The sequence below is a fragment of the Streptomyces sp. NPDC001204 genome, assembly GCF_053598035.1.
Genome location: NZ_JBSFJL010000059.1, coordinates 1 through 23,968, shown reverse-complemented (window position 1 = coordinate 23,968; position 23,968 = coordinate 1). Strand labels below are relative to the sequence as shown.

Genomic DNA, 23,968 nt, shown 5'->3' with positions numbered 1-23,968 from the left:
AGGGGCAGATCTTCGTCAAGGGGCAGGTCATCAAGACCGTTCCGGAGTCGAAGATCGTGGAGACCCTGATCGAGGAGGCCATGAAGATCGCCGAGGGGATGGGGCACGACGACGCCGCGTCCGGCGGCCGCACCGGCACGGGGACACCGACAGTCACAGTGAGTTGAAGTACGGCACGGACCGAGAGGGGGCCCAGCGTGACCATTCTGGAGAGCATCCGGGGACCACGCGACCTGAAGGCGCTGTCCGAGGCGGAACTGGGTGAACTGTCCCACGAGATACGCGAGTTCCTGGTGCAAGCGGTCGCCAGGACCGGCGGCCACCTCGGGCCCAACCTGGGCGTGGTGGAACTCACCGTCGCACTGCACCGGGTCTTCGAGTCGCCGGTCGACCGGATCCTGTGGGACACCGGTCACCAGAGTTATGTGCACAAACTTCTGACAGGACGTCAGGACTTCTCCAAGCTGCGCGGCAAAGGAGGGCTGTCCGGCTACCCGGCACGGGAGGAGTCCGAGCACGACGTCATCGAGAACAGCCACGCCTCCACCGCGCTCGGCTGGGCCGACGGACTCGCCAAGGCCCACCAGGTGCAGGGCGAGAAGGGACACGTCGTCGCCGTCATCGGGGACGGCGCGCTGACCGGCGGCATGGCCTGGGAGGCGCTGAACAACATCGCGGCCGCCAGGGACCGGCCGCTGATCATCGTCGTCAACGACAACGAGCGGTCCTACGCGCCGACCATCGGCGGACTCGCCAACCACCTGGCCACCCTGCGCACCACCGACGGATACGAGAAGGTCCTGGCCTGGGGCAAGGACGTACTCCAGCGCACCCCGGTCGTCGGCAACACCCTCTACGAGTCGCTGCACGGCGCGAAGAAGGGCTTCAAGGACGCGTTCGCACCGCAGGGCATGTTCGAGGACCTGGGGCTGAAGTACCTCGGCCCGATCGACGGACACGACATCAAGGCCGTCGAGTCGGCGCTGCGCCGGGCCAAACGCTTCCACGGCCCCGTCCTGGTCCACTGCCTCACCGAGAAGGGCCGCGGCTACGAACCCGCCCTCGCCCACGAGGAGGACCACTTCCACACCGTGGGCGTGATGGACCCGCTCACCTGTGAGCCCCTCACCCCCGCCGGCGGGCCGTCCTGGACCTCCGTCTTCGGCGACGAGATCGTGAGGATCGGCGAGGAGCGGGAAGACGTCGTGGCGATCACCGCCGCCATGCTGCACCCGGTGGGCCTCGGCAAGTTCGCGGAGCGCTTCCCGGACCGGGTGTGGGACGTGGGCATCGCCGAGCAGCACGCGGTCGTCTCGGCCGCGGGGCTCGCCACCGGCGGTCTGCACCCGGTCGTCGCCGTCTACGCCACCTTCCTCAACCGCGCCTTCGACCAGCTCCTGATGGACGTGGCCCTGCACCGCTGCGGGGTCACCTTCGTCCTGGACCGGGCCGGAGTGACCGGAGTCGACGGGCCCTCCCACAACGGCATGTGGGACATGTCCGTCCTCCAGGTCGTACCCGGCCTCAGGATCGCCGCGCCGCGCGACGCCGACCAGCTGCGGGCCCAGCTGCGCGAGGCGGTCGCCGTCGACGACGCGCCGACCCTGGTCCGTTTCCCCAAGGAGTCGGCCGGCCCGCGGATCGAGGCCACGGGCCGCGTCGGCGGCATGGACGTGCTGCACCGGGCGGAGCGGTCCGACGTGCTGCTGGTCGCCGTCGGCGTGATGGCGCCGGTGTGCCTCCAGGCCGCCGAACTGCTCCAGGCGCGGGGCATCGGCTGCACCGTCGTCGACCCGCGCTGGGTCAAGCCCGTCGATCCGGCGCTGCCGGGCCTGGCCGCCGGGCACCGGCTGGTGGCCGTGGTCGAGGACAACAGCCGTGCGTCCGGTGTCGGCGCCGCGGTCGCCCTGGCCCTCGGTGACGCCGAAGTCGACGTACCGGTACGGAGGTTCGGCATCCCGGAGCAGTTCCTCGCGCACGCCAAGCGCGGGGAGGTACTGGCCGACATCGGGCTCACCCCGGTCGAGGTCGCCGGACGGATCGGCGCGAGCCTGGCCGTGCGGGAGCGGGCCGGGACGATCCCGGCGCAGGAGGGCGCCGGGGCCGTCATGGCAGTCAAGGAGACAACCGAATGACCACGGAGTTCGACCTCGGCGCCCTGCTGTCCGAGCGCGGCGCCGAGCGCTACGAGCTGCACGCCAGGCACCTCAACCACCAACTGCCGCGCATGCTGCACACCATCGGCTTCGACAAGGTCTACGAGCGGGCCGAGGGCGCGTACTTCTGGGACGCGGAGGGCGACGACTACCTGGACATGCTCTCCGGATTCGGGGTGATGGGCCTGGGCCGCCATCACCCCGTCGTCCGCAAGGCGCTGCGCGACGTGCTGGACGCCCAGCTCGCCGACCTCACCCGCTTCGACTGCCAGCCGCTGCCCGGGCTGCTGGCCGAGCGGCTGCTCGCGCACAGCCCGCACCTGGACCGGGTGTTCTTCGGCAACAGCGGCACGGAGGCGGTGGAGACCGCGCTGAAGTTCGCCCGCCGCGCCACCGGCAGGCCGCGGATCCTGTACTGCGAGCACTCCTTCCACGGCCTGACCGCCGGCGCGCTGTCCGTCAACGGCGAGGAGGGCTTCCGGGACGGGTTCGCCCCGCTGCTGCCCGACACCGCCGTCCCGCTCGGCGACCTCGACGCGCTCGAGCGGGAGCTGAAGAAGGGCGACGTGGCCGCCCTGATCGTCGAGCCGATCCAGGGCAAGGGCGTGCACGAGGCCCCGCCCGGCTGGCTGCGCGCCGCGCAGCAGCTGCTGCACCGGCACAAGGCGCTGCTCATCGCCGACGAGGTGCAGACGGGCCTGGGCCGCACCGGCGACTTCTACGCCTACCAGCACGAGGACGGAGTCGAGCCGGACCTGGTCTGCGTGGCCAAGGCCCTGTCCGGCGGTTATGTGCCGGTGAGCGCGACCCTCGGCAGGGACTGGATCTTCAAGAAGGTCTACTCCTCGATCGACCGGGTGCTGGTCCACTCGGCGAGCTTCGGGTCCAACGCCCAGGCCATGGCGGCGGGGCTGGCCGTGCTGTCCGTGATGGAGAACGAGCAGATCGTGGCCAACGCGCGGGCCACGGGCGAGCTGCTGAAGTCCCGGCTGGCGGCGCTCACCGACCGGTACGAGCTGCTCGCCGACGTGCGCGGCCGGGGCCTGATGATCGGCATCGAGTTCGGCCGGCCGAGGTCGCTGAAACTGCGCGGGCGCTGGACCATGCTCCAGGCGGCCCGCAAGGGACTGTTCGCGCAGATGGTGGTCGTCCCGCTGCTGCAACGGCACCGTATCCTGACCCAGGTCTCCGGCGACCACCTGGAAGTGATCAAGCTGATCCCGCCGCTGGTCATCGGGGAGGCGGAGGTCGACCGGTTCGTGGACGCCTTCACCGCCGTGATGGACGACGCGCACGGCGGCGGGCTGATGTGGGACTTCGGAAAGACGCTGGTCAAGCAGGCCGTCGCCAACCGGTGAGCGGAGTCACACCCAGATTTTGCCTCTGAGGCAAGGAATTTGCCTTAGGGGCAAAGTGGCGCTGGAATGGAGGCATGAACTCTCCAGAGTCCCAGCCCTCGGCGGGGCCGGCCGAGGACCTGCCCGCCGTCGCTCCGCAGCTGCGTGCGCTGCGCCGCCGTGCCGCACTGACCCTGGAGGCCGCGGCCCGCGCCGCCGGACTGTCGCCCGCCCACCTCTCCCGCCTGGAGACCGGGCAGCGCCAGCCCTCGCTGCCGACGCTGCTCGCGCTCGCCCGTGTCTACGGTACGACCGTCTCCGAACTGCTCGGCGAGAACGCCGCCGACCGGGACGCGGTCGTGCGCGCCGAGGACATGGAGCCGACGCGGGCCGGCGGCTGGACGTACTGGCAGGCCGGCGCGTCCGGCCGAGGGATGCAGGCCCTGCGGGTCCGCGTCCCGCACGGCTCCCAGGGCGACATCGTGCGCGTGCACCCCGGCGAGGAGTGGCTGTACGTCCTCAAGGGGCACCTCAGGCTCCGCCTCGGGGACGCCACGCACCTGCTCGTGCCGGGCACCAGCGCGCACTTCGACTCGCTGACCCCGCACCGCATCGCGGCCGAGAGCCCGGACGGGGTCGAGCTCCTCTTCGTCCACACCCTGTTGCAGAGTCCCACGGCCGCGCTGTGCCTGGGCCCCCACATCGGAGACATGCCATGAGCAACCTGGAAGAGAAGTTCCCGCGCGCCCTGTGGGTCCGGCTCGTCATCTACACCGTCGTCGGGCACTTCTTCGCCGGGTTCGTCTGGTTCCTGTTCTCGGTCGGCGGCTCCAAGTGACGGCCCACGTGACGGCCCGTCAGTCCAGCAGCCGCTCGCGCAGCCGCTCCCGGGTTTCGGGAGCCAGCCGCAGCCCCCGCTCCAGATAGGAGTCGACGCCGCCCCAGGTCTCCTCGATGGTCTCCAGGGCCGCCGCCAGGTACTCGGCGCGCGCCTCGAACAGGGGACTGAGCAGTTCCATGACCTCGGGGGAGTAGGCCGCGGCCGAGGTGCCGCTGCGGTGCACCTTGTAGCGGCGGTGCTTGGCGTTCGACTCCAGGTAGTCGGCGACGATCGCGTCCCGCTCCACGCCCAGGGCGAGAAGGGTCACGGCGACCGACAGGCCCGCGCGGTCCTTGCCCGCCGCACAGTGCATCAGGACCGGGACACAGTCCTCGGCGAGCGCGTGCAGCACCCGGGAGTGCTCGCCTGTGCGCTCCTTGATCATCATGCGGTAGGACGCGATCATCCGGTGCGCGCCCTTGCCGTCGTCCAGGACGGAGCGCAGCTCGTCGAGATCTCCGTCGCGGACCATCTTCCAGAACTCGGCGCCGTCCGCCGGGTCGCTCAGCGGTAGGTTCACATGGCGCACGCCCGGCAGTTCGACGTCCGGACCCTCCAACTTGACGTCGGCCGCGTTGCGGAAGTCGAAGATCGTGTGCAGGCCCAGGGAGCCGAGGAAGGACGCGTCCTCGTCGGTCGCGTGCGCGAGGTGGCCGCTGCGGAACAGCATCCCGTGCCGCACCCGCCGGCCGTCCGCGGTCGGCAGCCCGCCCACGTCACGGAAGTTGCGCACTGCGGCCAGCTCGGGTTCGGTCGAGGGGACCTGCTGCGTCACGGGGACTCCTCCCTTTCGGTCCCGCCGTCACGGCGCGTCGGCGGGCACGGCTTCGACCATACGACATGGCTTCACGGGGCAACGGGGGTTGTCCACGGGCGTTGCCCGCGCGCCCGGGCGCCTCGATGATGTCGGTGCGTGCGCGGACCTGTTCGGACCTGTGGGGGACGGAACATGCTGGAGACCGCCGACGACGGCCGTACATGGCTGCTGACCGGGCCCACGAGCGGCTACGCCGTCCATCTCACCGGGCGCGGTGAACTGCTCCACCTGCACTGGGGCCCGAGGATCACCCTCGCCGACGCCGAGGCCCTGGCCGCCCGTCCGCTGCCGGACGCCCGGCCCTTCGAGTCCCCGCTCGACGGACACGAGGAGTACCCGGTCGAGGGCGGCCCCCGCTTCGTACGGCCCGCGCTGTCCGTGCGCACCGCCGAACGGCGCGGCACCGAGTGGACCTTCGTGGCGGACCGGACCGAGGGCGACGAACTGCGGCTGCTCTTTCACGACTCGGGGCTGGACGTCACACTCCACTACCGGATGCGCGAGGATGTCGTCGAGCGCCGGGTCACCCTCGCCAACCGGGGGCCCGAAGCCGTGGAGGTGCTGCGCGCCGACTCCGCCACCTGGACCCTGCCCGACCGCGAGGGCTGGCGGCTGTGCCAGCTGCACGGCCGCTGGGCCGCCGAGTCCCGCCTGACGCGCAGCGACCTCACCTACGGCGAGAAGGTCATCGGCAGCCGCCGCGGCCACACCGGCCACCAGCACCTGCCGTGGGTCGCCCTGGACACCGGCGCCGGCGAGGAGCACGGCGAGGTCTACGGCTGCGCCCTGGGCTGGTCCGGCTCCTGGCGGATCGCGGTCGCCCAGCTCCCGGACGCGCGCGTGCAGATCACCGGGGGCGCCGGGCACGACGACTCGGGGCTGCTGATGCTCCCGGCCGGAGAGACGTACACCAGCCCCGTCTTCGCCGGGCTGTGGAGCGACGGCGGACACGGCGGCGCGAGCCGTGCCTGGCACGCCTACCAGCGGCGGTACGTCGTCCCCGACGCGGACCGGGACCGGCCCGTGCTCTACAACTCCTGGGAGGCCACCGGGTTCGACATCACCGAGGAGCAGCAGGGGGCTCTCGCGCGGCGGGCGGCGGCGATCGGCGTGGAACTGTTCGTCGTGGACGACGGCTGGTTCGGCGCCCGCACCAGTGACCGCGCCGGGCTCGGCGACTGGTGGCCCAACCCCGACCGTTTCCCCGGCGGCCTGAAGCCGCTCGCCGACCGGGTGCACGGCCTCGGCATGCGGTTCGGCATCTGGGTCGAGCCGGAGATGGTCAACCCCGACAGCGACCTGTACCGCGCGCACCCCGACTGGGTGCAGCACCAACCGGGGCGCACACGGGCGGAGTTCCGCAATCAGCTCGTCCTCAACCTCGCGCGCGAGGACGTGCGCGAGCATCTGTGGGGGCGGCTGGACGGTCTGCTCTCCAGCGCCCCGATCGACTATGTGAAGTGGGACTTCAACCGCTGCTTCACCGACGCGGGCTGGCCCGGTGAGCCGTACCCGCAGCGGCTGTGGACCGACCATGTGCGCGCGCTGTACGCCCTGCTGGACCGGCTGCGGGCCGCGCACCCCGGCGTCGCCTTCGAGTCCTGCTCGGGCGGCGGCGGCCGGATCGACCTCGGCGTCCTGTCCCGCACGGACCAGGTGTGGACCTCCGACAACACCGATCCGCTGGACCGGCTCGCCATCCAGCACGGCTTCAGCCAGATCCATCCCGCGCGAGTCATGGCCGCCTGGGTCACCGACAGCCCGAACACCATGCTCAACGGGCGGTCCAGCACGCTGCGCTTCCGCTTCGTGAGCGCCATGGCGGGGGTGCTCGGGGTGGGCGGCGACCTCACCCGGTGGACGGAGGAGGAACTGGCCGAGGCCCGCGAGTGGATCGCCCTCTACAAGGAGATCCGGCCGGTGGTCCAGCGCGGCGACCTGTACCGGCTGCGGGCCCCGCGGGGCGGGCTGAGCGCGGTGCAGTACGTCCTCGGCGACGACACCGTCGTCCTCGCCCTGCTCCAGGCGCAGCACCACGGCGAGCCCGTGCCCGCGCTGCGGCTGCGCGGACTGGACCCGGCGGCGTCGTACGAGTGTCGGGACACCGGGGAAGTGCACCGGGGTGCCGTGCTGCTGCACCACGGGCTGCGCACCGGGCTGCGGGGCGACTTCGACGCGACGGTCGTCCGGCTGCGGCGGGTCCGAGGGGCCCGCGCACTCCCGTTATTCCCGCCGGGGGCGATCGGCTGAAGTGGCTTTTCTCACCGGCCGTCAACCCCTTCCTACGGTCGCGTAGGTCACATTCGAAGGTGAATCATGGGCCGACGTGGCAGACGATTCGAAGAGTGACAGCAGATCAGTGATCGGGTCGTACGTGGCGGTGGGGGACAGCTTCACCGAGGGCGTCGGCGACCCCGGCCCCGACGGGGCGTTCGTCGGCTGGGCCGACCGCTTCGCCGTCCTGCTCGCCGACCGGCGGCCCGAGGGCGGCTTCCAGTACACCAACCTCGCCGTGCGCGGGAAACTGCTCGACCAGATCGTGGCGGACCAGGTCTCCCGGGCCGTCGAACTCGCCCCCGACCTGGTCTCGTTCTGCGCCGGCGGCAACGACATCATCCGCCCCGGCACCGACCCGGACGACGTGGCCGAGCGCTTCGAGAACGCGGTCTCCCAACTCGCCGCCGTCTCGGGCACGGTCATGGTGACCACCGGCTTCGACACGCGGGGCGTGCCCCTGCTCAAGCATCTGCGCGGCAAGATCGCCACGTACAACGGGCATGTGCGGGCCATCGCCGACCGCTACGGCTGCCCGGTGCTCGACCTGTGGTCGCTGAAGGCCGTCCAGGACCGCCGCGCCTGGGACGGCGACCGCCTGCACCTCTCGCCCGACGGGCACACGCGCGTCGCGCTGCGCGCCGGCCAGGTCCTCGGACTCGACGTCCCGGCCGACCCGGAGCAGCCCTGGCCGCCGCTGCCGCCCCGCGGCACGCTGGAGGTCCGCCGCGACGACGTGCACTGGGCGCGCGAGTACCTGGTGCCGTGGATCGGCCGCCGACTGCGCGGCGAGTCCTCCGGCGACCACGTGACAGCCAAGGGCGCCCTGTCCCCCGACGCCATCAGGACCCGAATCGCGTCGGTGGCCTGAACGGTCGGAGGCCCCATGCCTCCGGCACCCGGAGGCATGGGCCTGAACGTACCCGCATCCCCCGCTCACGGGAGCCTGGACCGCATCCGGCTCCGGAGCGGGTGTCCGCCTCGCCGTTCGTCGGCTTGGTGGCCATTTCCGGGATTCGGGCGGCGGACCCGCCTGCCGCCCACCCTTCGCGCCGGGCCGGTGACGGCTGCCTTCCGGTCGCTGCGGGAGGGGCTGGGCGGCCAGGCTCGATCCGCCCCTCAGATCTCGGCCCCAGCAGTGCGGGGCGCTCTCGTCGGGGCCGCACGAGTGGTCAGGGCGAGACCCTGCCCTCGGCGTCCTTGGCGGGGCCGGGGCGCCTTGTCGGCGCGTTGTCCGTGGCCCGTGCGGATTCCGGGACCTCGCAGGAGTCCTTGAAGCCCTGACTCGTCAGACCCAGCGCGGAGTTCATGCGTGAGCGCAGGTTCTCGACCGCGACCACCGCCGTCAGTTCGACCAGGGCCGGCTCGCCCAGCCGGTCGCGCAGGCGGGCGGCCAGGTCGTCGTCGACCGTGGGAGGCGTGGCCGTCATGGCCTCGGCGTACGCGAGGACGTCGCGCTCCAGCGGCGTGTAGGCGTCGCTGTCCCGCCACAAGGGGACGTCGTGCAGCTTCTCGGGTGCCATGCCGTGCTCGCGGGCGACCCAGTAGCCGAAGTCCATGCACCACGAGCAGCCGATCGCGGCGGCCGACGCCATCTCGGCGAGCGCCTTCAGGTCGGGGTCGAGCCTGTTCCACTTGGCCAGCGACTGCTCGAACCGCAGATCGCTCCACAGGACCCGCGGATTGTGCGCGAGCGCCCGGGCGGGGTCCAGCACCTTGCCGTAGACGCGCCTGCTGTACCACTCGACGAGGCGGAACAAGCGGGTGCGGGGCGGGGTGAGCGAGACGCGGGCCATGGCGGCCACCTCCAGTTGCATCGGTTCCGAGAGCACCTCGCGGGTGCCTGCACCGGTACGACGGACGGGAGCGCGCCGGTGTGACATCCGGGCCGTCGGAGGGGCCCGACATAATGGAAAGCCTGACCGACTCCACCTGGAGGTAGCGTGGCAGGATTCCGTCCTTCGAACCCGGGGCTCCGTGCACTGCGGCCCGAGGCCTTCGGCGCCGACCCCAGCGGAGAGCGCATGGCGCGTATCCGCAGATCACCCCACTTCAAGGACGGCGTCTTCCAGAACCCAGGGGGTCCCGCCCGGACCCGTCCCTCCGGCTCGACGCCGGCCTTCGCCAGGCGCTACCTCGACAAGGACGAGCGCCGGCGCCGCGCCCCGCGCGGCACCGTACCCATGCACGCCACCACGCTCGCCGACCTGGCGAAGCCCGCGGCCACCGGTCTGCGGCTGACCTGGATGGGACACTCCAGCGTCCTCGCGGAGATCGACGGGCAGCGGGTGCTGTTCGACCCCGTGTGGGGGGAGCGCTGCTCGCCGTTCCCCTTCGTCGGGCCCCGCCGGCTGCACCCGGTGCCGCTGCCGCTGGCCGCGCTCGGCCCGGTCGACGTCGTCGTCATCTCCCACGACCACTACGACCACCTGGACCTGCCCACCATCAAGGCGCTGGCCGGCACGGACACCGTGTTCGCCGTGCCGCTCGGCGTCGGCGCCCACCTGGAGCACTGGGGCGTGTCCGCCGACCGCCTGCGCGAACTGGACTGGCACGAGGCCACCAAAATCGGCGGGCTCACCCTGACCGCGACCCCAGCCCGCCACTTCTGCGGCCGGGCCCTGCGCAACACCCAGCACACCCTGTGGGCCTCCTGGGCCGTCGCGGGCGAGGAACACCGGATCTACCACAGCGGTGACACCGGCTACTTCGACGGCTTCCGGCAGATCGGCGCCGACCACGGCCCGTTCGACGCGACGATGATCCAGATCGGCGCGTACTCCGAGTTCTGGCCGGACATCCACATGACGCCCGAGGAGGGGGTCCGAGCCCACCTCGACCTGCAGGGGAACACGCCGTGCGGCGTACTGCTGCCGATCCACTGGGGCACCTTCACCCTCGCCCCGCACGCCTGGGCCGAGCCCGGCGAGTGGACGAAGGACGCCGCCGAGGAGGCGGGACAGGCAGTGGCGCTCCCGCGGCCGGGGGAGCCTTTCGAGCCCGCGGGCAAGGTGCCCGCGGAGCCGTGGTGGCGACCGGTGTCCGCGCCCCTCTCCCACTCGTGGCGCACCGCCAAGGGGCCGGAGGTCGCGCCGACCGTCCCGGCCGCGCCGACCGCCCCGGGCGATCTCGACCTCGCCGGCGAGCGGTGACGCCGGGTCCGTCTGACCTCTTCGCCGGAAATCTCTGAGAAATCCCGGACCGAGTTCGTCCCCTTCCTCCACCTCGATGCAGAAATTCGGCGACTTCGGCTGCGTGGCAATGCCGACTTTGCGTGGGAAGCGCATGTCGCGGGCCACGCAGTCGGCTGAAATACCTAAACCTCACTGACCAGGCAAAGCTCCACAGATCCAGTTTTACACCTGCCGTGGCAGCTTCCTGCAAGCGCCGTACCGTGCGAAGGAATCGCATGTTAAAGTTTCGGCACTTGATAATCTGTTAACTGTGAGGCGATTATGCACGAACGCGAGTTGCGCGCTTTTGTCGCGATTGCCGAAATAGGTCGAATGGATCTCGCAGCCAAGAAGCTCGGATACTCGCAACCGGCAATAAGTTACCAGATCATATGCCTTGAGCGATCTTTGGGTATCAAGCTGTTCACCCGGAATTCAGGTGGCACCACTCTGACCCGAGAAGGACAGATGATTCTGTCCTCGGCACGCGCGACTCTGATGCTGATCGAGAACATCAAGAGAGAATGCGTGGAATTCAGCAGAGCGCCCGTGCCCGTCACGAGCTTGGTGCCCTGACCCCCGACCCGGCTCCCCACGACCACCTCGATCCCGGAGTGCCGACCCGGCCGCCGCAACCGGCCGCCCGGATCGAGCACCAGGCGAGGCCGCCCACGTATGCACAAGGGAGAACCGTGGCACAGCGGGAAAAGGAAATCGTTGGCGTGGGCACGTTCCCGGTCCCCGGCGACCGGGGCACCGTGGTGGTGTCGGGCCTGGCGAGCGACGCGCACACGTGGAACCTGGTCTATCTCCAGCTGGTCATCGAGGAACTCGGCTACCACGTGGTCAACCTCGGGCCCTGCGTGCCGGACGACGTACTGGTCGCCGAATGCCGCCGGATCGATCCGGCGCTGGTCGTCATCGGCAGTGTCAACGGGCACGGCCGCACCGACGGCCTGCGCGCGGTCGCCCGGCTGCGCGCCTGCCCGGAACTGGCCGCCACGCCCATGGTGATCGGCGGCAAGCTCACGGTGTCCGACGAGAACGTGGACCGCCACGCGCGGGCCCTGGTGGCCGCGGGCTTCGACGCGGTCTTCCCCGACCAGGCCTCGGACGCGGACGACTTCACGGCGTTCGTCGCCTCGCTCCCGCCCGCCCCGCAGCCGGCGCTGAGCGCGGGGAGACCCCGGTGACGGCCCTGGTACCGAGACGGCCCGCCCGCACGCAGCCGGGATTCGGCGCCTTCGTCCGCGCGCGGGCGCAGGCCGGCGCTCTCGTCGTGCAGCCGCGGATGGGTTTCGGTGATCCGGAGCGGATGCGGGCGGGGCTGGCCGCCACCAAGGCGGCCAGAGGGCACACCGTCGGCACACTGACCCTGGACAGTTACACCAGGGTCGGTGATCTGGCCGCGATCCGCCACGCCCGGCGCGAGGGCCTGCCGCTCAACGGCTACCCGATCGTCAGCCACAGCGACGCCACGACCCGGGCGATGCTGGCCGGTGTCCGGGACGCCGGCTTCCCCGTACAGGTGCGGCACGGATCCGCCCTGCCCCAGCACATCTTCCGCAAGCTGATCGCGCTGGGCCTGGACGCGACCGAGGGCGGGCCCGTGTCCTACTGCCTGCCCTACGGGCGTACCCCGCTGGCCGAGTCGATCGCGGCCTGGCGGCAGTGCACGGAACTGTTCTCCGGGCTGCGCGACCAGGGCGCCGAACCGCACCTGGAGACCTTCGGCGGCTGCATGATGGGCCAACTGTGCCCGCCCAGCCAGCTGGTGGCGCTCAGCGTGCTGGAGGCGCTGTTCTTCCGCGCCTACGGCTGCCGCAGCGTCTCGGTGAGCTATGCCCAGCAGACCCACGCCGGCCAGGACGCCGAGGCCGTGTTCGCGCTGCGCCGGCTGTGCGCCGAGCTGCTGCCCGACGTGGACTGGCACGTGGTCGTCTACGCCTACATGGGGGCGTACCCGGTCACCGGGTCCGGCGCGTACCGGCTGCTCGGCCAGGCCGCCGAACTGGCGGTGCGGACCGGCTCCGAGCGGCTCATCGTCAAGACCGTCGCCGAGTCGCGGCGGATCCCCACCATCGCGGAGAACGTGGCCGCCCTGGAGTACGCGGCGCGGGCGGCCGACGCGGTTCGGCCGGTGCCCGCCCCCGACACGGACACGCAGACGTACGCGGAAGCGCTGGCGCTGGTCGAGGCGGTGCTGAACCTGCACGCGGATCCCGCTCGCGCGCTGCTGCTGGCCTTCGAACGCGGCTGTCTCGACATTCCGTACTGCGTGCATCCGGACAACCGGGGCCGTACGCGCAGCCGACTGGACGAGGAGGGCAGGCTGTGCTGGGCCGAGATCGGAGCGCTGCCGCTGACGCGTCTGGTGCGGACCGGGCAGGGCCGTGAGGTGACCGCGGCGGGTCTGCTGGGGGACCTCTCCTATCTGCGGCGCAAGTTGGACCGGGAGGCGGCGGTTCACGACCGCGCCGCCGCCGCGGTGACGGCCTCCGATCCGAGGTGACGGGGACGGGGCCGGCGGCGTCGGCCGGCCGTGGCGGCAGGCGGGAACCCGGCCCTGTCGGCCGTCCGCGGCGCCCGGTGGGAACGCCGTCCATGCCGCCCCGTCCGCGACGCGGCGCCGTCCGCCCGGGGGCGCGTCCGCGCAGGGTGTGCCTACCTCTGCCGGGAGTGCCCGTGCCGGGCGTGACCCCCAGGGTGTGCCCGCGCCGGGCGTGACCCGCACGGCGTATCCGCGCCGGGCGCATCCCTGCCCGGCGTCCCGGTCTGGCCGGGCGTATCCCGCTGGGCGTTTCCGTGCGGGGTGTGACCGGCAGGGCGTTTCCGTGCCGGGCGTATCCCGCAGGGTGTGCCGGTGCTGGGTGTGACCCCGCAGGGCGCGTCCGTGCAGGGTGTGCCTACCCCCGCCGGGAGTTTCCGTGCCCGGCGTGACCCCCATGGTGTGCCCGGGCCGGGCGCATCCCGCTGGGCGTTTCCGTGCGGGGTGTGACCGGCAGGGCGTTTCCGTGCCGGGCGTATCCCGCAGGGTGTGCCGGTGCTGGGTGTGACCCCGCAGGGCGCATCCGCGCAGGGTGTGCCTACCTCTACCCGGAGTGCCCGTGCCTGACGTGACGCCCAGGGTGTGACCGTGCCGGGAGTGCCCGTGCCTGACGTGACGCCCAGGGTGTGACCGTGCCGGGAGTACCCGTGTCGGGCGTGACCTCCACCGTGTACCCGTGCCGGGCGTGACCCGTTGGGTGTGCTCGTGCCCGGTGTGGCGTGTCGGGTTGTGCCGTGTCAGGTGGGGTCCGGAGTTGTTTGGGGCCAGGCGGCGAACCGCCGGCGGCCGTAGAGCAGTGGTGTGCCGCCGGCGCAGTCGGTGCCGAACACCTCGCCGAATACGACGACATGGTCGCCGACGGCCTTGGCATCGGCGACCCGGCAGGCGGCGAACGCGACGGTGTCACCGCCGAGCCGGGGGAGTCCGGCGCTGCCCACCGGTTGCCACGGCACGTGCTCGAAGTGGCTGAGCGAGGAGTCGGCGAACAGGCGGGCGACGCCGCCGGCGTGGCCCCCGAGCAGATTCACCCCGAAGAAGCCGTGGGCGCGCAGCGCGCCGAGCGTTCGGCTGGTGACCGACAGACAGACGGACAGGACCGGCGGATCCAGGCTGACGCTCGAGAGGGAGGAGCAGGTCATTCCGCGCGGCCGGCCGTCCGCGTCGACCGTGGTCACCACGGACACACCGGTCGGGAAGGAACTCATGAACGCGCGATACGCCCCGGCGCCGACCGGACCCGGCTCCACGTCCGTCCCCTTCGCCGTTCCGCCCGGCGCCCCGGCGCGCGCGGTCACCGCGCCTGCTCGCGTTCCCGCCACGCCTGCCGGACCCGGTCGAGATGGGCCAGTCCGGCCAGCACCTCGTCCGTCTCCACACCGAAGTCGATCAGGCAGGCGATCTCGTCCACGCCGATCTCGTACAGCCGCTCGCACATCCGCAGGCCGTCCTCGACCGTGCCGAACAGGCCGCTGGTCTCGAAGTAGCGGTCGAACGCCTGGCCGACCAGGAAGTCGATGTCCGAGGGGCTCATCTTGTTCAGATCCAGCGCGACCGCGTTCGCGCCCGCCGCCTTGGCGGCGTGGATGACCAGGTCGAAGGAGCTGGCCAGGTACTTGCTGAACGGCTCGCGGACCGTCTGCCTGACCTTCTCCCGGTCCGTGCCGACGAAGGTGTGCAGCATCAGCGCGACATGTCCGTCGCCCTCGGTCTCGTCGTGGTGGTCGCGGAAGGACTGCCGGTACTCGCCGATCCGCTTCTCCAGCACGTCGACGCCCTGGCCCAGCAGGTGGGTCAGCACCCCGGCGCCCATCTCGCCCGCCTCGCGGAACGTCTGCGGGTTGCCGGCGCTGGTCAGCCAGACCGGCAACTCCCGCTGGACCGGGGGCGGGAAGACCGTCACCTCGACGCTCTCGCCCGCGCCGTCGACGAGCGTCGCGGGCTCCTGCCGCCAGAGGCTCCGGATCGCCCGCACCGAGTCGATCAGACCGGACCTGCGGGTCGGATATCCCTCCGGGCGGAGTACGAAGTCGGCGGCGTGCCAGCCGGAGGCGAATGCGATGCCGACCCTTCCCTTGGACAGGTTGTCGACGACGGACCATTCCTCGGCGATGCGCACCGGATGGTGCAGCGGGGCCACCACACTGCCGGCCCGCACCGCGACCCTTTCCGTGACCGCGGCCACCGCGGCGCCCGTCACCGCCGGATTCGGATAGAGGCCGCCGAACGCGTGGAAGTGACGTTCCGGGGTCCACACCGACGCGAAATCGTGGGTATCGGCGAACTTGGCTCCCTCGATCAGCAGCCGGTATCTGTCGCCGGCGTCCTCCTTGTCGTTCGCGAAGTAGAAAAGGCCGAAATCCATGGCGCCTCCAGCCATCAGCGCGTGCGGTGGGTGGCCGAGCGGAAAACGGAAGTGGAGCCCGATTCCGTCCGCCTGACACGCGCAGCCTAGTCAGGGGGAAAACACCCGCTCCGGGTCAGTTCGAAAACTCTGTGGCCGAGTTTGAGAGGCGCCGTCGAGGACGGTCGCCCTCGGGTCTCACCGCATGGGTCCGGCGCGGCCATAGGCACGCGCCGCCGCCGGAGCGGCCACGGCGATCACCAGCAGACAGAAGACGACGGCGAGCGGCGCCGCGTGGCGGTCCGGGAAACCGGCGCCGGTGGCAGTCCCCTCCGTGCCGAGCAGGTCGCGCACGGTGCTGTTCACCGCGGTCACCGGGTTCCAGCCGACCACCCGACGCAGCCAGCGGGGCAGGCCGTCCGGGGGCACGAACGCGTTGGACAGGAACGTCGCCGGAAGGAGGCACACCGGTACGACCGAGGTGACCGCCTCCGCGTTGCGGAAGGTGAGCCCCAGACAGATCCCCAGGCATGAACACCCCAGGCCCAGCAGCAGTTCCAGGCTCACCGCGGCCAGCGCCGCCGTCGGCCGGACACCGACGGCCCAGCCGGCGATCCACGCGGCGGGCACCACACTGACCATCGCCACCGCGACGGGCAGCGAGTCCACCAGGATCCGTCCGGAGAGGATGGCCGCGCGGTCGACCGGAAGGGAGCGGAGCCGGTCGAACATGCCGTTCTGGAGGTCGTCGACGACGCCCAGCGCGGACAGCGCGACCGTCGAGACGGCGAGCGAGGTGACCACGCCCGCCGACACGTACGCGCCGTACTGCCCGCCGCCGGGAACCCGCATGCTGCCGCCGAACAGGACCCCGAGGCCCACCACCATCGCGACCGGCATCACGGTGAACCCGATCAGCTTCTCCGGCAGGCGCAGCAGATGCCGCAGGTGCCGGCCGGCGATCGCCCGCAAGTCGCCGAGGAACTCCGCCATGTCGCCGCGGGCCGGTCAGGCGTGCCCGGCGAGCAGGATCCGGTGCATCGGGGTGTCCAGCACCGCGACCCGCCGCAGTCCGGCCGAGGCCAGCCACTGGTCGTAGTCGTTCAGCAGGAAGGCGTCACCGCCTCCGGTGGCCAGCATGGACGCGGCGAACAGCATCGCGAACCGGTCCTGGACCGACTTGGCGTCCTTCTCGTCGGTGACCAGGTGGTCGGCGATGCAGACCAGGCCGTCCCGCGACAGGGCCTCCTTGGACTTGCGCAGCAGCTCCTGCGCCGACTCGGGGGTCTGGAGATGGAAGATGTTGACGAAGACCAGCAGGTCGTGGTCGGAGCCCCAGCTCTCGGTCCAGAAGTCGCGCACCTGGACGTCGAACCGGTCGGCGACGCCGAGCCGTTCGGCCTGCGCCATGGCGATCGGGGCGATGCTCGGAGCCTCCAGGCCGGTGGCCCGCCACTGCTGGAACGCCCGCAGCAGCAACTGGCTGTACAGGCCGGTCCCGCAGCCGATGTCCAGCACGGAGGCCGGCCGGTCGGTGGGCCACTCCAGCGTCTCGAACCCGCCGCGCAGCGCCTCGACGATCGGCGGCGCCCAGAAGTTGATGCCGCGCACCAGGGATTCGTAGTTGTGCTCGGTGATCTGGTTGAGCTGGAGCCGGCCGGCCTCGTCGCGGTTGTCGCCGCGCACCGAGTCCGCCAGGTTGCGCCAGGAGTGCCAGGCCAGCTGGCGGTCGTACTCGATCTTGCCGACCAGGCTGAACAGCCCGTCCGGCAGCAGGCATTCGCGCATCTCCTCCGGCATCCGGTAGACCGCGGGGCCGTCCTCGGCCGGGACGCGGTCGACGACGTCGTAGGCGTACAGGCCGTCCATCAGCACCCGCATCGCCCGCGGGTTGGCGGCGCAGGCCCGCGCGAGCTGGTCGCCGGTCTTCGGCCCGGTGCTCAACTCGGCGAACACGCCGAGGTCGTGCGCGGCCTCGATGACGCCGGGAGCCCACAGCGAGATCAGATGCTCGTACACCCGGTGGGCGGAGTGCACGACCTTGCCGGCACCCCGCCAGTCGGGAAGCAGTGTGGTGTCCACGAGCGGACGGACGTTGAGTTCCGGCGCGGGTGTGTCGCCCGCCTCGAAGTCAGCGGGCGTGGTGACACCAGGCGTCATCGCAGTGCTCCTTTGGGGGTAGGCGGCGCCCTGTCGGGCGAGCGGTTCACCGGGCCGCCGCGGTCTGGTACCTGCGGGCGGCGAGCGGCATGGCCAGCGCGATCATCACCGCGATGAGGACCACGGCGACGGGGACCGGGTGAACCGAGGGGAAGGAGGTGTCCCCGACGGAGGTGGGGTTGCCGAACAGCTGGCGCAGTGCCCCGACCACCGCCGACAGCGGGTTCCACACCGCGATGGCGCGCAGCCACTCGGGCAGTCCGCTGAGCGGGATGAACGCGCTGGACAGGAACGTGAGCGGCATCATGACCATGGACATCACCGCGCTGACCGCCTCGACGTTGCGCAGGGACAGCCCGAGCAGCGCCCCGAGCCAGGCGGCGCCCAGGCCGAGCAGCAGCAGGATGCCGAAGGCGGCCAGGATGCGCGGGGCGCCGGTGTGCACCCGCCAGCCGATCAGGGAGCCGACCGCGGCCATCACGACGATGGCGATCGTCGACAGCAGCAGGTCGGAGACGGTACGCCCGATCAGTACGGCGTAGCGGGACATGGGAAGCGAGCGGAACCGGTCGACCAGGCCGTTGCGCAGGTCGTCGACCACGCCGACCGCGGTGGTCTGCAGGTTGGCCAGCATGACCTGCGCGAAGATGCCGGCCATGATGTACTCGCGGTAGTTGCCGCCCTCGACCCGCATGGCGCTGCCGAAGAGGAACCCGAAGACGATCACGTACATCACCGGCATCAGCGTCACGCTCAACAGCCGCTCCGGCACCCGGGACAGATGCCTGAGGTGGCGGCCCGTCAGGGCGAGGCAGTCGCTCAGGAACTCGCTCACGTCGCCGCTCCTTCGGTCACCGGCCGCGTCGCGGGGCCGGTCAGGGACAGGAAGACCTCGTCCATCGAGGGACGGCTGAGCCGGAAGTCGGCCACCGGGATACCGGCCCGGACCAGTTCGGTGGCCACCGTCGCGATGCCGCCGACCCCTTCGGTCATCGGCACGGAGACCGTCCTCTTCTCCTCGTCCACGAGCGGTTCCTCGACGCCGAACCGGCTCAGCACCTTGGTGAGAGCGACGACGTCGTCCGAGGAGGCGGCGGTGACCCGCAGCCGGTCGTCGCCCACCCGGTCCTTCAACTCGTCCGGGGTGCCTTCGGCGACGACACCGCCGTCCTTCAACACCGCGATGCGGTCCGCGAGTTGGTCGGCCTCTTCGAGGTACTGGGTGGTGAGCAGGACGGTGACACCGCGGCTCACCTGGGTGCGGATGACCTCCCACAGGGTCAGCCGGCTGGACAGGTCGAGTCCGGTGGTCGGCTCGTCCAGGAACAGCACCGGCGGCTCGGCGATCAGGCTGGCGGCGAGGTCGAGCCTGCGCCGCATGCCGCCGGAGTAGGTCTTCACCGGCCGGTCGGCCGCGTCGGTCAGGTCGAGCCGTTCGAGCAGCTCGTCCGCCCTGGCCCGGGTGGCGCTCCGGCCGAGGTGGTAGAGGGTGCCGATGAGCCGGATGTTCTCCCGGCCGGTCAACCGCTCGTCGACCGCCGCGTACTGCCCGGTCAGCCCGATGCGCCGGCGGACCTCCTTCGCCTGGCGGCGCACGTCGAAACCGGCCACGGTCGCCTCGCCGCCGTCCGCGGAGAGCAGGGTGGCCAGGATGCGCACGGTCGTGGTCTTCCCGGCGCCGTTGGGGCCGAGCAGCCCGAACACCGTGCCGGCGGGGACCGACAGGTCGACACCGTTCAGCGCGTCCTTGACCTGCTTTCCACCGTAACGTTTGCTCAGCCCCTCGGCCCGAATTGCAATGTCCACGCATTCACCCCCATACGCTACGGGTTCACCGACCGCGACGGCTGCCGCATCGGCGCCGCCGACGCTAGCAGCGGCGTGGCCGGAACCGGCCCCCTCATTGAAAACTCCGATATGCACGGGGTTCGCGCCTTCGCGCCCGGTGATAGCGTGCCCGCGGTGTGCTCGCGGCTTCGAGGTGAGGATTTGGATGGTGCACGAAACATTAATTCCAGGCGAAAATGACGAGAATTCACCTGGCCGGGATCGGGGCACCGAGCTGCCGCCCCGGCCGGTCTGGGTTCACCTGGCTTTCGTTTTCACGCTGCTCTTCATGCTTCTCCACGTGTACTGGGCGGTGGGCGGCACCTGGGGACTTCCGCTCCTGGCGCGCCACAACAAGTCCGCGGTGCAGGCGGTCAACTGGGTGGTGAGCGCCCTCATGCTGTTCGGCGCGCTCTTCGTCCTCGCGCTGAATCGCCGGACGGGGAGCCGAGTTCGCGCCTGGGTGCTGCTGGTGCCCATGTGGATCGCGGCGGTGGTGTGCGTCTCCCACGCCCTTTACGGATTCGCCACCAAGGCCCTGTACCTGAGCGGACGCCACGGCGCGGTCGACTTCCCGGTCGTGCCCGGTGTCGGCACGGCGGAGGCGGCCGAGGCGAACCATCTCTCGGCCGTGCAGGACCTCCTGGTGTTCGAGCCGTGCTTCATGGTCCAGGGCGTGGTGCTGGCCCTGGCCGCCTGGCAGTTCATCGGCACCCGGAGCGGCCGCCGCAAGTGGTGGACGTCGTTGGCCGTGGGCATCGTGGTGATCGACGTGTTCGGCGCCCTGCTCTCGCTCGCCGGCGCGCGCTTCGCGCTCTCCTGACTTCCTCCCCCGCGTCGCCGGTTCAGCCGGCGACGCGGGCGGCGGCCAGGTGGCCGGTCAGACGGCCGGCCAGGTCGCGGACGAGGGCTTCGGGGTCGTCCATCAGGTAGAAGTGGCCGCCGGGGTAGACCCGGTGGTCGAAGCGGCCGGTGGCGCTCACCGCCGCCCACTCCCGCAGGCCCTCGACCGGCACCTGCTCGTCCTCGCTCCCCACGTACGCGGTCACCGGGGTGGCCAGCGGGGTGACCGGGCGCGGGAAGTAGGTGCCGATCAACCGGAAGTCCGCCCGGATCGCGGGCAGTACCAGCTCCCGCAGGTCCGGATCGTCCAGCACCGTGTCGGCGTCGGGGTCGCCGAGCCGGCGTACCTCCGCCACGATCGCGTCGTCGCCGCCCAGGTGCACGCTCTTGGGCACCACGCGGTGCGGCGGCAACTGGCCGGAGACGAACAGCCGGCCCGGCGCCGAGCCGGTGCGCTGCTTGAGGCGCAGGGCCACCTCGTAGGCGACGGAGGCACCCATGCTGTGCCCGAACAGCACGAGCCTCTCTCCCGCGTAACACTGGAGCACGTCGGCGATCGGCGTGGTCAGCGCGCCCATCTCGTCGATGCACGGCTCCAGGACCCGGTCCTGACGGCCCGGGTAGCACACCCCGGTCACCTCGATGCCGTCGGGCAGCCACTGCGGCCAGTCACGGAACATGCTGGCCGCGCCGCCCGCATGGGGAAAGCACACCAGCCGCAGACGGGGGCGGGCCACCTTGCGGTAGCAGCGCAGCCACTTCGACGGGCTCACCCCGGCGGACGCGCTCACCGACGCGCTCCGTTCCCGCTGTCGTAGGCGGCCAGCGCCGTCTCGTCCGGCTCGAAACGCACCGGCAGGCTGCTCAGCCCGGTCAGGAAGTTGGAGTGGATCCGCTGCGGCTCACCGGTGACCTCGAAGCCGGTGCTGTAGGTGCGCAGGGCGTCCAGCATCGCGTTCACCTCCACTCGGCCCAGGTACGCGCCGAGGCAGAAGTGCGGGCCGTAGCCGAAGGTGATGTGCTTGTTGGGCGACCGGTTCAGATCGAAGACGTACGGGTCGGCGAAGACCTCCTCGTCCCGGTTGGCCGAGCTGTTCCACAGCGTGACGATGTCGCCGCCGGCGATCACCTGGCCGTGCAGCTCCATGTCGGTGACCGCGCGCCGGCCGAAGTGCATCGCCGGGGTCGCCCAGCGCAGCACCTCCTCGGTGGCCGACTCCAGTGTCACCTCTTGGTCGCGGAGCAACTGCCACTGGTCCGGGTGCCGGGTGAAGGTCCGCACCGCGTCGATCATGGACAGCCGGCTGGTCTCGTCGCCGCCGAGGATCAGGCTGTAGCAGTTGAGGACGATGACCTCCTCGCTCAACGGCTCGCCGTTCACGGTGCTGTTGGCGAGAACGCTGATCACGTCCTCGGTCGGCTTCGCCCGGCGTTCGGCGACCAGCTCGTTGAAGTACAGAAGGATCTCGTTGCGGGCGAGCCAGGCGTCGGTCGCCGACTGGCCCTCCTCGTTCGAACTGAGCGCTGACTTGTTGAGGTTCAGCAGGAACTCACGGTCCGCGGTGGGCACTCCGAGCAGGTCGGAGATGGTGTTCATCGGGATGTGCTCGGCGACGTCGGTGGCGAAGTCGCACTCGCCACGCCGGACGGCCTCCACCACCAGGCGGGTCGTGTTGGCGTGGACCCGGTCGGTGATGGGCTTGAGGGCCTGCGGGGAGAAGGCCTTGAGCAGCACGTTGCGCAGATTCCGGTGCCGTGCGCCGTCGGTGACGGCGAGCATCCTGCCCGCGGCGGAGTCGCCCCCGGCGAGCAGCGTGACCAGCACGTTGCCCCGTTCGGAGGTGAGTCGCTTGTTGTCCTTGTACAGCGCCATGACGTCCGCGTACCGGCTGAGCACCCAGAAACCCGGTGCGTCGCCGGTGGGCGGGTGCCAGTGGAGCGGTCGCGTGGTGCGCAATCGGCGCCAGTATTCGCGGAGGTCGTTCTCCTCGAACGTTCTGGGATCGGTCAGATCGACCGTGGAGACATCGTCCGGTGTCGACATCGTCTGCGCAGTCATGTTTCCACCATTCGTCGTGGCTGCGAAAGGGGATTGCGGCGGTGTGGGGGATTGCAGCGGGATGTTCGACCGAGGAGGCATCCGGTTCAGGCCCGGGGAAAAGGAATCCCTTTTCCCCGGGCCTGAACCGTTCGGTCGATACGGGCTCCGACTACTTGCTTTCCCCGAGCTTTTCGGCGAGTACGCGGCCGATTTCAGCGGCCGGTTCCGCCTGCATCATATGCGCGTGGGTACAACGCACCACCCTGTATTCAATTTTTCCAGTGACGAACGGCCGCCAGCGTTCGGCCCGTTCCGCGAGTTCCGCGGCGGGCACCGTCTCGTCCGGCTCGGCGACGAGGACCAGCACGTCGCTGTCGAGCGGCTGCGGCTCGAAACCGCCGATCAGGGTGCGGCTGTTCGCGAAGACATTGGCCAGCGCGGCGATCGCGGACTCGTCGAGGTTGGCGAACACGCTCTGACGCTCCCTCAGCACCTCGGCCACCATCGCGTACTCGAGCGGTTCGTCGCCCAGGCTGTCCATGTCGTGGCCGACGAAGTCCAGCATGATCCGCAGTGCGTCCTGCTGGTCGGGCAGGCGCTCCGGCTCCGGGTCACCGCGGTCGATGGGGTACTGGTCGAGATTGGCGAGCAGCCCGACCTCCTCGCCCGCGGCCCGCAGCTGGGTGGCCATGGCGTGGACCACCAGACTGCCCAGCGACCAGCCGAGCAGGTGGTAGGGGCCGTTCGGCTGGACGCCGCGCACCTGGGCGACATAGTCCGCCGCCATCTCCTCGATGCTGCGCGGCAGGGTCGCCGACGGATCGGCGAGCCCCCGGGCCTGGATGCCGTAGAGCGGGCGGTCCGCACCGATGTGCTTCATCAGGCCCGAGTAGACCCAGCTCAGGCCACCCGCCGGGTGCACGCAGAACAGGGGTGCCCTGTCGCCCGTGGTCCGCAGCGGCAGCAGCACGTCGAGGGTGTCCCCTTCGGTGTCACCCGCGAGCCGGCCGGCCAGCTCCGCGACGGTGGGCGCCTCGAAGATGGTGCGGATGCTCAGCCGTACTCCGAACGTGGCGCGGACCTTGGTGACCAGCCGCATCGACATGATGCTGTCGCCGCCGACCTCGAAGAAGCTGTCGTGCACGCCGACCGTCTCCAGCCCGAGCACCTCGGCGAACAGGCCGCACAGGATCTCCTCCTGCGGCGTGCGCGGCCCCGTCCAGTCCGTGGGGCTGAAGTCGGGGGCGGGCAGGGCCTTGCGGTCGAGCTTGCCGTGTGGGGTGAGCGGCAGCTTGTCGAGCACGACGAACGCGGCGGGCATCATGTGGTCGGGCAGCCGCGTGGCAAGCGCGTCACGCAGCCGGGGCACCTCGACCGTCGCACCGTCCGCCGGTGCCACGTAGGCGACCAGGCTCTTCGCGCCCTCCTCGTTCTCCCGGACGACGACGACCGCCTGGCCCACGGTCTCGTGCCGGCCGAGTACGGTCTCGATCTCGCCGAGTTCGATGCGGAAGCCGCGGATCTTGACTTGTTCGTCGGCGCGTCCGGTGAACTCCAGGGTGCCGTCGGGG

Annotated in this window: 22 protein-coding genes and 1 pseudogene; 12 read left to right on the top strand and 11 right to left on the bottom strand. The window is 71.0% G+C overall.

Annotation, left to right across the window (positions count from 1 at the left end; all coding sequences use genetic code 11):
* The 5 genes and pseudogenes from ACWC91_RS40390 to ACWC91_RS40370 all read left to right on the top strand — a co-directional run.
* Nucleotides 1-167, top strand: a pseudogene (locus ACWC91_RS40390) (flavodoxin-dependent (E)-4-hydroxy-3-methylbut-2-enyl-diphosphate synthase); the annotation flags it as partial.
* A gap of 30 nt (nucleotides 168-197) precedes the next feature.
* Nucleotides 198-2,135 carry a 1-deoxy-D-xylulose-5-phosphate synthase gene (dxs, locus tag ACWC91_RS40385; protein WP_225079805.1) on the top strand — a complete coding sequence of 646 codons (1,938 nt, stop codon included), beginning with the start codon at nucleotides 198-200 and terminating at the stop codon, nucleotides 2,133-2,135.
* Nucleotides 2,132-3,514, top strand: a complete 1,383-nt coding sequence (locus ACWC91_RS40380; RefSeq protein ID WP_450643487.1) for an aspartate aminotransferase family protein — start codon at nucleotides 2,132-2,134, stop codon at nucleotides 3,512-3,514. The genes dxs and ACWC91_RS40380 overlap by 4 nt, the downstream gene beginning before the upstream one ends.
* Nucleotides 3,515-3,588: 74 nt before the next feature.
* Complete coding sequence (locus ACWC91_RS40375) at nucleotides 3,589-4,212, top strand: helix-turn-helix domain-containing protein (protein ID WP_450643488.1); 624 nt, start codon at nucleotides 3,589-3,591, stop codon at nucleotides 4,210-4,212.
* Complete coding sequence (locus ACWC91_RS40370; RefSeq protein ID WP_141356258.1) at nucleotides 4,209-4,331, top strand: DUF6126 family protein; 123 nt, start codon at nucleotides 4,209-4,211, stop codon at nucleotides 4,329-4,331. Before ACWC91_RS40375 ends, ACWC91_RS40370 begins: the two co-directional genes overlap by 4 nt.
* 19 nt (nucleotides 4,332-4,350) lie before the next feature.
* Here the strand turns inward: ACWC91_RS40370 and ACWC91_RS40365 are convergent, their stop codons facing one another.
* Nucleotides 4,351-5,148 carry a tyrosine-protein phosphatase gene (locus ACWC91_RS40365; protein WP_225079808.1) on the bottom strand — a complete coding sequence of 266 codons (798 nt, stop codon included), beginning with the start codon at nucleotides 5,146-5,148 and terminating at the stop codon, nucleotides 4,351-4,353.
* A 174-nt stretch (nucleotides 5,149-5,322) separates the two neighbouring features.
* Between ACWC91_RS40365 and ACWC91_RS40360 the strand changes: the two genes are divergently transcribed.
* Both ACWC91_RS40360 and ACWC91_RS40355 read left to right on the top strand, forming a co-directional pair.
* Nucleotides 5,323-7,440 (top strand): alpha-galactosidase, encoded by a 2,118-nt coding sequence (locus ACWC91_RS40360; RefSeq protein ID WP_450643489.1) that lies wholly within the window; start codon nucleotides 5,323-5,325, stop codon nucleotides 7,438-7,440.
* 109 nt (nucleotides 7,441-7,549) lie between these two features.
* Complete coding sequence (locus ACWC91_RS40355; RefSeq protein ID WP_450643494.1) at nucleotides 7,550-8,335, top strand: SGNH/GDSL hydrolase family protein; 786 nt, start codon at nucleotides 7,550-7,552, stop codon at nucleotides 8,333-8,335.
* Nucleotides 8,336-8,636: 301 nt separating this feature from the next.
* Here ACWC91_RS40355 and ACWC91_RS40350 read toward each other — a convergent pair whose 3' ends face one another.
* On the bottom strand, nucleotides 8,637-9,281 hold the full coding sequence (locus ACWC91_RS40350) for a carboxymuconolactone decarboxylase family protein (RefSeq protein ID WP_308043198.1): 645 nt from the start codon (nucleotides 9,279-9,281) through the stop codon (nucleotides 8,637-8,639).
* Between the two features lie 126 nt (nucleotides 9,282-9,407).
* On the opposite strand from ACWC91_RS40350, the gene ACWC91_RS40345 reads away from it, so the two are divergent.
* From ACWC91_RS40345 to ACWC91_RS40330, 4 genes are all read left to right on the top strand, one after another.
* The gene (locus ACWC91_RS40345) at nucleotides 9,408-10,616 is read left to right on the top strand and encodes an MBL fold metallo-hydrolase (protein ID WP_225079810.1); all 1,209 of its coding nucleotides are present in this window, start codon (nucleotides 9,408-9,410) and stop codon (nucleotides 10,614-10,616) included.
* A 303-nt stretch (nucleotides 10,617-10,919) separates the two neighbouring features.
* Nucleotides 10,920-11,213 (top strand): LysR family transcriptional regulator, encoded by a 294-nt coding sequence (locus ACWC91_RS40340; RefSeq protein ID WP_225079811.1) that lies wholly within the window; start codon nucleotides 10,920-10,922, stop codon nucleotides 11,211-11,213.
* A 146-nt stretch (nucleotides 11,214-11,359) separates the two neighbouring features.
* The gene (locus tag ACWC91_RS40335) at nucleotides 11,360-11,830 is read left to right on the top strand and encodes a cobalamin B12-binding domain-containing protein (protein ID WP_450643490.1); all 471 of its coding nucleotides are present in this window, start codon (nucleotides 11,360-11,362) and stop codon (nucleotides 11,828-11,830) included.
* Nucleotides 11,827-13,149 (top strand): methylaspartate mutase, encoded by a 1,323-nt coding sequence (locus ACWC91_RS40330; RefSeq protein WP_225079813.1) that lies wholly within the window; start codon nucleotides 11,827-11,829, stop codon nucleotides 13,147-13,149. The genes ACWC91_RS40335 and ACWC91_RS40330 overlap by 4 nt, the downstream gene beginning before the upstream one ends.
* A gap of 773 nt (nucleotides 13,150-13,922) precedes the next feature.
* Here the strand turns inward: ACWC91_RS40330 and ACWC91_RS40325 are convergent.
* The 6 genes from ACWC91_RS40325 to ACWC91_RS40300 form a co-directional block, all read right to left on the bottom strand.
* Nucleotides 13,923-14,390 (bottom strand): flavin reductase family protein, encoded by a 468-nt coding sequence (locus ACWC91_RS40325; RefSeq protein ID WP_225079814.1) that lies wholly within the window; start codon nucleotides 14,388-14,390, stop codon nucleotides 13,923-13,925.
* Nucleotides 14,391-14,476: 86 nt separating this feature from the next.
* Entirely contained in the window at nucleotides 14,477-15,547 is a 1,071-nt protein-coding gene (locus ACWC91_RS40320; RefSeq protein ID WP_225079815.1) for a MupA/Atu3671 family FMN-dependent luciferase-like monooxygenase, read from the bottom strand.
* Between the two features lie 177 nt (nucleotides 15,548-15,724).
* A complete protein-coding gene (locus ACWC91_RS40315; protein ID WP_225079816.1) occupies nucleotides 15,725-16,519 on the bottom strand; it encodes an ABC transporter permease in 795 nt (264 codons plus the stop codon).
* 15 nt (nucleotides 16,520-16,534) lie between these two features.
* Complete coding sequence (locus ACWC91_RS40310; protein WP_225079817.1) at nucleotides 16,535-17,686, bottom strand: class I SAM-dependent methyltransferase; 1,152 nt, start codon at nucleotides 17,684-17,686, stop codon at nucleotides 16,535-16,537.
* A 46-nt stretch (nucleotides 17,687-17,732) separates the two neighbouring features.
* Entirely contained in the window at nucleotides 17,733-18,521 is a 789-nt protein-coding gene (locus ACWC91_RS40305; protein WP_141356239.1) for an ABC transporter permease, read from the bottom strand.
* Nucleotides 18,518-19,492, bottom strand: coding sequence for an ATP-binding cassette domain-containing protein (locus tag ACWC91_RS40300; protein WP_450643491.1), 975 nt, complete (start codon nucleotides 19,490-19,492; stop codon nucleotides 18,518-18,520). Before ACWC91_RS40300 ends, ACWC91_RS40305 begins: the two co-directional genes overlap by 4 nt.
* Before the next feature lie 310 nt (nucleotides 19,493-19,802).
* Between ACWC91_RS40300 and ACWC91_RS40295 the strand changes: the two genes are divergently transcribed.
* Nucleotides 19,803-20,336 carry a DUF3995 domain-containing protein gene (locus ACWC91_RS40295; RefSeq protein ID WP_225079819.1) on the top strand — a complete coding sequence of 178 codons (534 nt, stop codon included), beginning with the start codon at nucleotides 19,803-19,805 and terminating at the stop codon, nucleotides 20,334-20,336.
* A gap of 22 nt (nucleotides 20,337-20,358) precedes the next feature.
* Here the strand turns inward: ACWC91_RS40295 and ACWC91_RS40290 are convergent, their stop codons facing one another.
* From ACWC91_RS40290 to ACWC91_RS40280, 3 genes are all read right to left on the bottom strand, one after another.
* Complete coding sequence (locus tag ACWC91_RS40290) at nucleotides 20,359-21,147, bottom strand: thioesterase II family protein (protein ID WP_450643492.1); 789 nt, start codon at nucleotides 21,145-21,147, stop codon at nucleotides 20,359-20,361.
* Nucleotides 21,144-22,415 carry a cytochrome P450 gene (locus tag ACWC91_RS40285; protein ID WP_225079821.1) on the bottom strand — a complete coding sequence of 424 codons (1,272 nt, stop codon included), beginning with the start codon at nucleotides 22,413-22,415 and terminating at the stop codon, nucleotides 21,144-21,146. The genes ACWC91_RS40290 and ACWC91_RS40285 overlap by 4 nt, the downstream gene beginning before the upstream one ends.
* A gap of 151 nt (nucleotides 22,416-22,566) precedes the next feature.
* Nucleotides 22,567-23,968 (bottom strand): alpha/beta fold hydrolase (locus ACWC91_RS40280; RefSeq protein ID WP_450643493.1); only part of this gene is annotated, 1,402 nt, incomplete at its 5' end.